The 9,326-nt window shown below is 59.4% G+C and carries 10 protein-coding genes; 8 read left to right on the forward strand and 2 right to left on the reverse strand.

The window, feature by feature from the left end; translation table 11 throughout:
- The first annotated feature begins 152 nt into the window (after positions 1 to 152).
- On the forward strand, positions 153 to 809 hold the full coding sequence (locus tag WG78_RS04720; RefSeq protein WP_053936618.1) for a TetR/AcrR family transcriptional regulator: 657 nt from the start codon (positions 153 to 155) through the stop codon (positions 807 to 809).
- 149 nt (positions 810 to 958) lie between these two features.
- Here the strand turns inward: WG78_RS04720 and WG78_RS04725 are convergent, their stop codons facing one another.
- Positions 959 to 2,083, reverse strand: a complete 1,125-nt coding sequence (locus WG78_RS04725; RefSeq protein WP_053936619.1) for a hypothetical protein — start codon at positions 2,081 to 2,083, stop codon at positions 959 to 961.
- Positions 2,084 to 2,362: 279 nt separating this feature from the next.
- Here WG78_RS04725 and WG78_RS04730 point away from each other — a divergent pair, with 279 nt between their 5' ends.
- The 5 genes from WG78_RS04730 to WG78_RS04750 all read left to right on the forward strand — a co-directional run bounded on the left by WG78_RS04730 (position 2,363) and on the right by WG78_RS04750 (position 5,844).
- Entirely contained in the window at positions 2,363 to 2,812 is a 450-nt protein-coding gene (locus tag WG78_RS04730) for a PTS sugar transporter subunit IIA (RefSeq protein ID WP_161805069.1), read from the forward strand.
- A 21-nt stretch (positions 2,813 to 2,833) separates the two neighbouring features.
- Entirely contained in the window at positions 2,834 to 3,100 is a 267-nt protein-coding gene (locus WG78_RS04735) for a PTS sugar transporter subunit IIB (RefSeq protein WP_053936621.1), read from the forward strand.
- 104 nt (positions 3,101 to 3,204) lie between these two features.
- On the forward strand, positions 3,205 to 4,461 hold the full coding sequence (gene ulaA, locus WG78_RS04740) for a PTS ascorbate transporter subunit IIC (RefSeq protein WP_053936622.1): 1,257 nt from the start codon (positions 3,205 to 3,207) through the stop codon (positions 4,459 to 4,461).
- Positions 4,462 to 4,656: 195 nt separating this feature from the next.
- A complete protein-coding gene (locus tag WG78_RS04745; protein WP_083458767.1) occupies positions 4,657 to 5,214 on the forward strand; it encodes a hemerythrin domain-containing protein in 558 nt (185 codons plus the stop codon).
- A gap of 78 nt (positions 5,215 to 5,292) precedes the next feature.
- Entirely contained in the window at positions 5,293 to 5,844 is a 552-nt protein-coding gene (locus WG78_RS04750; RefSeq protein ID WP_053936623.1) for a type 1 glutamine amidotransferase domain-containing protein, read from the forward strand.
- 189 nt (positions 5,845 to 6,033) lie between these two features.
- Here WG78_RS04750 and WG78_RS04755 read toward each other — a convergent pair whose 3' ends face one another.
- Complete coding sequence (locus tag WG78_RS04755; RefSeq protein ID WP_083458768.1) at positions 6,034 to 6,825, reverse strand: substrate-binding periplasmic protein; 792 nt, start codon at positions 6,823 to 6,825, stop codon at positions 6,034 to 6,036.
- Between the two features lie 204 nt (positions 6,826 to 7,029).
- Here WG78_RS04755 and map point away from each other — a divergent pair, with 204 nt between their 5' ends.
- A complete protein-coding gene (map, locus tag WG78_RS04760; RefSeq protein ID WP_053936625.1) occupies positions 7,030 to 7,797 on the forward strand; it encodes a type I methionyl aminopeptidase in 768 nt (255 codons plus the stop codon).
- Positions 7,798 to 7,811: 14 nt separating this feature from the next.
- Positions 7,812 to 9,197: an ATP-dependent RNA helicase DbpA gene (dbpA, locus tag WG78_RS04765; RefSeq protein WP_053936626.1), complete on the forward strand. Its 1,386-nt coding sequence runs from the start codon at positions 7,812 to 7,814 to the stop codon at positions 9,195 to 9,197.
- Positions 9,198 to 9,326 lie beyond the last annotated feature (129 nt).

Below are 9,326 nucleotides of genomic sequence, written 5' to 3' on the forward strand. Positions count from 1 at the left end.
GCGGTACTTGTACGTACAGCGTTGTATTCAAATCAGCAGTTAATAATGCAACACGGCGGCGTGGCTGCAACAGCCGCCAGTTGTCGCTTGCCGACCGCCGTTGGTTTGCCGGTAGAATACAGCGCCCCCTTTGTCTGTTATGGAAAACCCCTATGCCAACAGCTGCAACCGCTTCTGCTGTGACTGCCGCGCGCACGAACCCAGTGGCGGCTTTACTGGAAAGTGCCGAAGACGTCTTCGCCACGCGCGGCCTGGAAGGCGCCACCACCGGCCTGATCGCCGAACGTGCGGGCGTGCCCAAGGCCACCTTGCATTACCATTTCCGTACCAAAGAAGTGCTGTACAAACACGTGTTGCAAGACGTGTTCAAAGAATGGCTGCAAGCTTCCGAGAGCTTTAACCAGACTGATGATCCGGCAGAAGCCATTGCTGGCTATGTGCGGACCAAGATGGAACTGGCGCGTCGTCGTCCCAAGGGTTCCAAGATCTGGGCGCTGGAGATGATTGCGGGTGCCCCGCATTTGCGCGAAATGATGCTGCAGGAAGTCAAACCGTGGTTTCAGGATCGCGTTGCCCGCATCGAACACTGGGTGGCCGCAGGCCGAATTGCCCCGGTGCATGGCGAGACGCTGATGTTTCTGATCTGGGCCACTACGCAGCATTACGCGGATTTTGAAACGCAGATCCGCATGGTTACCGATACCTCGCGCCTGACCAAAGCCTGGTTTGAACGCGCCACCGAAGAAGTCACCGCGCTGGTATTGCGCGCCGTCGGCCTGGAAGCCGCCGCCGTCTCTGACGCCGCCTGACGCGCCGCCCCGGGGTCACCCCTCAGTGCGGGCCGCGGTAGCGGGTTGGTTGATCCTGACCTGCCATCGCCGTCTTGCCGATCAATGTTAACGCAATCTTTTTCCCGATCTGATCGCGCCACGGGCGCAGTGGGCCATGCAGGGTGTGACTACACCGCCGTCTGCAAGGTGGCGCCGCCCGCCGCCAGCGCCACGGCCAGATGCGGATCAATAATCTGAAAACGCCCGGCGCTGTCTTGCGCCAGTACGCGATTGCGGATCAGTTTTTTAAGGCTGCTCTGGATTTGCGAGGTGGACACTAGCGCGCTGCCGGTTTGCTCGGCCAGATGCGCGCGCATTTCGCTACCGTAAAAGCCCGTTAAGCCCTGCGCGATCTGCGCCAGTAACAACCGGTCCAGTCGGCTCATTTCTTCCCACGACAACACCGACACGCGATGCCGCTGCAGCCGCGCCAGTTGCGTTTGCAACGCCTCGGCGGGCGAGCGCTCCGGGTTCAGCACCAGGTCTTCCACCAAAGCGCGAAAGTAATACGGAATGCGCTGCAAGCGCTGAAACGCATCCAGCAGAATGCCCTCATCGGCCTGGCCCCAGGTAATGCCTTGATACGGGCTGCCCAGCTTGCCAAACAGCGTGTCGTTTTGCCGTTTGCTTTGCGTGAGCTGCTGATATTGCTGTGCCAGATGCAGCACAAAGCCGTCGCCAATATCGGGCAGCGCCACAATCATGCTGTGCTGTTGCAGCAACGCGGGCAGGCCTTGCTGGCCGCTTTGCGTGGTGGCGCTCAGGATCAGCCGCGCCTGGCCGTTGGTGCTGGCAAACGCCGACAAAATCTCGCGCAGGAATGCATCGCCTTGCGGCAGTTGCAGCACGCGATCAACGTCATCAAGCAACAACAACGAACGTTTCTTTTCGCCGCGCAATTGCGCCAGTTCGCCCACTAACCGCGCCGCCAGGCCGGGGCGCGCTTCGGCCTTCTGGCCACTCAAGCGCGCAAATTGCCGCATCAACCATTTCTCGCCGGCGGCGAAGTCCGAAATGGCTTCTTCCAGCCGCCGTTGCAGCACGCGCGGCGACACCGAGGCGCAACTGAAATAGCGCACGCGCCAGCCATTTTGTTCGGCATACGGCAGCACATCTTGTTGCAGGAATTCGGATTTACCCATCTGGCGCGGGGCGATCACGGTGACGGCTTGTGCCAGCCCGGTGTGCAAGGCGGCAAGGGGGATGCTGGCGAGTTCGGCACGGCCGAAATGCCAACTGATGGGCGAGGGCATGAAGCAATCTTTATTATGCAGGCGTGCATAATTATGCGCCGAAACAATACTAGCAATAAAGCGGCATAACGCAGACGGCCTTGGCCCGGTTTTGCTACATGACGACCCGATAAATAATGTGAAATCAGTGATTTAAAAACGCAAAAGTTGTTGTGGCGCACTGTGATTAATTTTTATGCCCGTGCCCGCATTTTTTGCCAATTATGGGTATTTTTCCGATTTATGCATTTTCTGACGGGGTGGAACATGCAATCCACGCCATCCCACAAGGAAAACGCAATGCTTACCGAAATCCTGCCCGCCTACAGCATCCGCTTTGCCGACGGCTTTGCAGACTGGCGCGACGCGGTGCGCGTCTCGTGCCAGCCGCTGCTGGAACGCGGCGCCATCGAAGCCGGCTATATCGACGCCATCATTGAAAACGTCGAAAAAATCGGCCCGTATCTTGTGATCTCGCCCGATGTGGCAATTCCGCATGCCCGCCCCGAAGCAGGCGCCCGCGCCATCGCCATGGCGCTGCTCAAGACCACCACCCCGGTCAGGTTCAGCGACGACCCCGACCATCACGCGCGCTTGCTGTTTGCCTTTTCGGCCACCGACAACCATAGCCACCAGCGCGCTTTGCGCCAGTTGGCGCGGCTGATCATGGACGAAGCGCGCTTTGCGCAATTGCAGGCCGCCACCACCGCCGAAGCGATCCTCGAACTGATCGCATCCCAACCCGAATAACCCTTCGCAGGAAGAAACACCATGAAAATCATGATCGTATGTGGCAATGGTCTGGGCAGCAGTCTGATGCTGGAAATGGCCGTCAAGGATGTGTTGAAAGAACTGAAAAGCGATGCGCAAGTCAGCCACGCCGACTTGTTTACCGCCAAGAGCGAAAGCGCCGATCTGTTTCTGGGCGCGCGCGAAATCATCGATAACCTGGACGACGGCAGCCGCAAGGTGGCGTCGGTAAAAAACATCATGGACAAGGTTGAGATCAAGGCCGTGCTGGAGCCTTTTCTCAAATAAACCTGCTTGATGACGGTCCGTAGTACGGCTGCTGCATGGCGGCGCGCCCTGGCGTATCAGCCACCCCGCACCGCCACCTCAAGCTTTATCGGAGTTAAACCAAAATGATCAAATTCATACTCGATATTCTTTCCGATCCGGCCATCCTGATCGGGATTTTTGCGCTGCTGGGCTTGTTGCTACAAAAAGCCAAAGTGGCCGACGTGGTGGCGGGCACCATCAAAACCATTCTCGGTTTTGTGATTCTGGGCGCGGGCGCGCAAATTCTGGTGGGGTCGCTCGATATCTTTCGCCAGGTGTTTGACCACGCCTTCGGCCTGAAAGGCACTATCCCCAACAACGAAGCCATCGTCGCCTTGTCGATGAAGCAATTTGGCTCGCAAACCGCCTATGTAATGATCCTGGGCATGCTGGTCAACCTGCTGCTGGCGCGCCTGACGCCGCTGAAATACATCTTCCTGACCGGCCATCACACGCTGTTTATGGCGTGCCTGCTGGTGGCGGTGATGAGCGCCGGTGGCATGACCGGTGTGCCGCTGGTGTTGGTGGGTGGCGCCATGCTGGGTTTGCTGATGGTGATCATGCCGGCGCTGACGCAGCCATTTACCCGCAAGGTCACGGGTAGCGACAGCTTTGCGCTGGGACATTTTGGTTCGTTTGGTTATATCGCCGCGGCCCTGGTCGGCAAAGTGATCGGCAAAAAAGGCCGCAGCACCGAAGACATCAAAGTGCCCGAATCGCTGCGCTTTTTGCGCGATACCTCGATCTCGATGGCGCTGACCATGGGCATCCTGTTTATCGTGGTGTCGCTGGTGGCGGGCCCGACCTTTATCGAAACCAGTCTGTCGGGCGGCGTTAACTTCCTGGTGTTCTCGATCAAACAGGCGCTGGTGTTCTCGGCTGGCGTGTACATTATTCTGGCGGGCGTACGTTTGCTGATCGCCGAAATCGTGCCGGCGTTCAAAGGCATCTCGGACAAGCTGATCCCCAACGCCAAGCCGGCGCTGGATTGCCCGGCGGTGTTTCCGTTCGCGCCTAATGCCGTGGTCATTGGCTTTATGTCCAGCTTTGTCGGCGGGCTGGTGGCGATGTTCATTACCCCGGCGTTGGGCCTGGCGGTGATTGTGCCGGGCTTGATTCCGCACTTCTTTACCGGCGCCACGGCGGGCGTCTATGGCAATGCCACCGGTGGTTTGCGCGGTGCGGTGTTTGGTGCCTTTGTAAACGGCGTGCTGATCAGCTTTTTGCCCGCCGTATTGCTGACCTGCCTTGGCGCCATCGGCTTTGCTGGCACCACCTTTGGCGACACCGATTTCAGTGTGGTGGGCATCTTGTTGTCTTTTGTGATGCGCGCGCACTAATCCGGGCAATCCGTAGTAGCCCTCTACAGCCGACCCGCGGGTCGGCTTTTTTTTCGCGTGGCCGCCGGGCGGGGCTACATGGCTGACTCACGTCGTCTTACGCCGCAAACACTGGCCCGCCGATAATTTGCCGGGGGCGCTGGCACTAGCATGAGCAACGTCCAACCCTGTCTGTCGACACAACCGGAGGCAATCATGGCCCAGCTCCCCCAAGCCGTACCCGAAGCACGTACCGGCCCGGCCGCGCGCGCACTGGCGGTGCGCAAAGACGCCGCCACCAGTTTGTTGCTGGAAGACCATCTCAGAATCAAGAAGCTGTTCAAACAATTTGCCCAGGCCCGCATGGCGGGCAGCACCGCGCTTAAAAAACAACTGGCGCAGCAAACCTGCGCCGAGTTGCGCATCCATACCCAAATCGAAGAAGAGATTTTTTATCCGGCTGTGCGGCGTGCTTCGGGCGACCCCGACATGGTGTTCGAGGCCGTGGTGGAACATGCCAGCGCCAGTGCGCTGATCAACCAGCTGGAGGGCATGCGCGCCGACGATCCGATGTTTGATGCGCGCGTCAGCGTGCTCAGCGAATACGTGCTGCACCATATCAAGCAGGAAGAAGCCGAGATGTTCCCCGCCGCGCGCAAGGCGCTGGGCGCGGAACTGGACGCCATCGGCCAGCAACTGGCCGCGCGCAAGGCAGAGCTGATGCAGCAAGCCGGCATCGCGCTCGAACCGCACGTGCATCACCGCACGCATTAATCGCATGCCACCGACGGCAACCCGCCCGATTATTTGTTCTCCATTCCAATCAAAATTCATCAACCAAGGAGTTTCAAGATGACTGCAGCCGCATCGTTGCAAGGCGTTAAAGTGGCCATTCTGGTGGCCGATCTGTTTGAGCAAGCCGAACTGGCCGAGCCGCGCAAGGCGCTGGAAGCCGCTGGCGCGCAGACCGTGGTGGTCTCGCCCAAGGCGGGCGAAGTGCAGGGGCTGAATCATGTGCAGCCTGGCGACACCTTCAAAGTGGATTTGAGTCTGGCCGACGCCAATGCCGCCGATTTTGACGCGTTGCTGCTGCCGGGTGGCGTGGTCAACGCAGACGCGCTGCGCACTGATCCCAAGGCGCAAGAATTTGCGCGGCAGATTGATCGTAACGGCAAACCGATTGCGGTGATTTGCCATGGCGGCTGGCTACTGGTGTCGGCGGGCCTGGCGTCGGGCCACACGCTGACCAGTTGGCCGTCCTTGCAGGACGACATCAAAAACGCCGGCGGCACGTGGGTGGACCGCGAAGTGGTGGAAGACGGCAACTGGATCAGCAGCCGCAAACCGGATGATATTCCGGCGTTTAACCGTGTGCTGGTCGAGCGGCTGGCCCGCGTGCATTAAGCCCCGCCACCGCATAGGGTGGGTCAAGACCCACCACGCAAAGCCAATGAGAAGAACGCCAAAGTTTGCGATTTTGTCGCTTGTCTTCCGCGACCTTCGGCGGCTACGAATCAAAGCAGATTTGATGACGAACAGGGCCGCGCTCTTCTCTGCTCACTTTGGGTGGTGGGTCCAGACCCACCCTATGGCTCACACGCCGGCTTCAAATGACCAGCGCGCCAGCGAGCCGTCTTTTTTCAGCGTTTCCAGTCCCTGGTTAAACGCGTTCACCAGTTCATCGTGGTTTTTGGCATTGCGGGAAAATGCCACGTACAGCGGCATCACGTTCACCGCCGGCTCCATCCACACCACCTGGTTTTTAAGCTGCGGCGCCACGCTGTTCAGCAAGCCTTGCGCCACGCCTTTCTCGATCAGCACAAACTGCACGCGTTTGCCGGCCAGTTTGCGCAGATTGGTTTCGTCGTCGCTGGCTTCTTCGGTGCGCAAATGCGCGTCGTCAAACACCGGCGGATTGGCATAACCGCGCACCACGCCGATGGTGTACGGCTTGAGTTCAGCCAGGTTGGAAAAGGTAATCGGGTTATCCACGCGCTTGAACAAACCCAGACGGGTAGAGCTGACCGGATTGGCGTATTGCAGATACGACGTGCGCTCCGCTGAATACCACACGCCCACAATGCCATCGACCGCGCCCGCTTTGGTCATATCCAGCGCGCGCGCCCAAGGCAGAAAGCTGATCTTTACCTCATAGCCGCTGCGGTTTAGCGCCGCCGTCGCGACGCGGATTACCAAGCCTTGGCCGGGCGCTTTCTCGCTCATATAAGGCGGATATTCGGTGGTGACCAGCTGCACGGTTTTATTGGCCACGCCACTGGCTGTGGCCGCGTGGCCAAGCGGGGTGCTACAGGCCAGAGCCAGCCCTAGCGTGGCGCTCCATCGCGTCGCCCCCATTAAATAGCCAGTGGAATTTGGCTTGATCATCGGTCTTCTCCCAGGCGCTGCGTGACCGTATTGTCTGTTTCAATCATATGGCATAAAAATCCCGTTGCGCGCAATTCATGCACGCGGGTGTGGCGCTGACGCTGAAACCCGCCGCCGCGGTCCGACCGACGCGGGCAATCCACCATGCATAAATTGCCCTAACGCGGGATAATCGCGGCTGCCCCCGCGCTTTAAGGACTATGAATGGCTATCACGATCAAGACGCCCGAGCAGATTGCCGCCATGCGCGTCGCCGGCCAGATGGCGGCCGAAGTGCTCGAGATGATCTCGGAATACGTGCAACCCGGTGTGTCGACCGAAGAACTCGATCGCCGTTGTTTTGAATACATCACCAAAACCCAGAAAGCCACGCCCGCCAATGTGGGCTACCACGGCTTTCCCAAAACCCTGTGCACGTCGATCAATAGCGTGGTGTGCCACGGCATTCCCAGCCCGCGTGAAATCTTGCGCGAGGGCGATATTGTTAATATCGACGTCACCGTCATCAAAAACGGGTGGCATGGCGATACCAGCCGCATGTTTTACGCTGGCACACCGTCGCCCGAAGCGCAGCGCCTGAGCGATGTGACGTTTGAAGCCATGATGGCCGGCATCGAAGTGGTTAAACCGGGCGCTACGCTGGGCGACGTCGGCCATGCCATCCAGACGCTGGCCGAAGCGGCGGGCTACTCGGTGGTGCGCGACTATTGCGGCCACGGCATCGGCCGCGTGTATCACGAAGAACCGCAAGTGCTGCATTACGGCCGCCCCGGCGCCGGTTTGCGCTTGCGCGCCGGCATGACGTTTACCGTCGAGCCCATGATCAACGCCGGTGGTTCCAGCGTGCGCGGCCTGCCGGATGGCTGGACTGTGGTCACGCGCGACGGCTCGCTGAGCGCGCAATGGGAACACATGATTGCCGTCACCGAAGACGGCTTCGAAATTCTGACCCCCTGGCCGTCCGCGGCCTGATATCGAGTATCAAGTTGAACGCTAAAACCGCATTTTCCTCGTTGCCGCTCGACCCGGCCCAGCTGTCCAATCTGGAGAGCCTGGAATATCACGAGATGACGCCGATCCAGGCCAAAGCCCTGCCGCTGATCCTGGAACGCAAAGACGTGATCGCGCAGGCCAAAACCGGCAGTGGCAAAACCGCCGCCTTTGGCCTGGGCATTCTGCATAACCTGAACCCCAAGCTGTTCGCCATCCAGGCCATGGTGCTGTGCCCCACGCGTGAGCTGGCCGATCAGGTGGCCAAATCGCTGCGCCAACTGGCGCGCCATCTGGACAATATCAAGATCATCACACTGTGTGGCGGCACGCCGATGGGGCCACAGATTGGCTCGCTGGAGCATGGCGCGCACATCATCGTCGGCACGCCGGGCCGTCTGCATGACCATCTGTATCGCGAGACGCTGGACCTGCGTCGCCTGAATACGCTGGTGCTGGATGAAGCCGATCGCATGATCGATATGGGCTTTTACGATGAAGTGATCAATATCGTGCAGCAATGCCCGGAGCGGCGGCAGACGCTGCTGTTTTCGGCCACCTATACCGAAGACGTGCGCAAGCAAAGCTCGGCGTTTTTGCGCAATCCGGTCGAAGTTAAAGTTGAAGCGCAGCACGACAACAGCCGCATCGAGCAACGTTTTTACGAAGTGGAACACACCGCGCGCAACGCGGCCGCCGCGCAGCTGATCAAGCATTTCCGGCCCGAATCGACGTTGGCGTTCTGCAATACCAAAATTCATTGCCGCGAACTGGCCGAGCAATTACGTGACGCCGGTTTATCGGCCGAAGCGCTGTATGGCGATATGGAACAGCGCGATCGTGACGAGATTCTGGTGCGCTTTGCCAATCGCAGTATTTCGGTGCTGGTGGCCACGGATGTTGCCGCACGCGGGCTGGATATTGCATCGCTGGATATGGTGCTGAACGTTGATGTGTCGAAAGACAGCGAAATCCACGTACACCGCATTGGCCGTACCGGCCGTGGCAACGCGCGTGGCCTGGCCGTTACGCTGGCCGCGCCGAACGAGCAGAAGTGGGTAAAGCTGATCGAGGACTATCAGCACGGGCTGAAGGCGCAATGGTTCAAGCTAAGCGAAGCCACCATCGCCAACGACGGCCCGCTGTTGCCGCCGATGGCCACATTGGTGGTAGCCGCCGGCCGCAAAGACAAAATCCGCCCCGGCGACATTCTGGGTGCACTGACCGGCGAGGCGGGCTTTAAAGGCGAGCAGATCGGCAAGATCAATGTGTTTGATTTCTCGACCTACGTGGCCGTCGACCGCCGCATCGCGCACCAGGCCGAAACCCGTCTGGCCAATACCAACATCAAGGGCCGTAAATACAAACTGCGGCTGATCTGATCCCGCCCCGCGCATGGAGTGGGTCTTGACCCACCCGATGACCGATGCGTAGCGACACGGTTGATGCATCCAATGCTGATAGGGTGGGTCTCGACCCACCGCTCAAAGCCGCTGGCAAATGCTGCGATT

It is taken from the genome of Amantichitinum ursilacus, from assembly GCF_001294205.1.
Classification (GTDB): Bacteria; Pseudomonadota; Gammaproteobacteria; order Burkholderiales; family Chitinibacteraceae; genus Amantichitinum; species Amantichitinum ursilacus.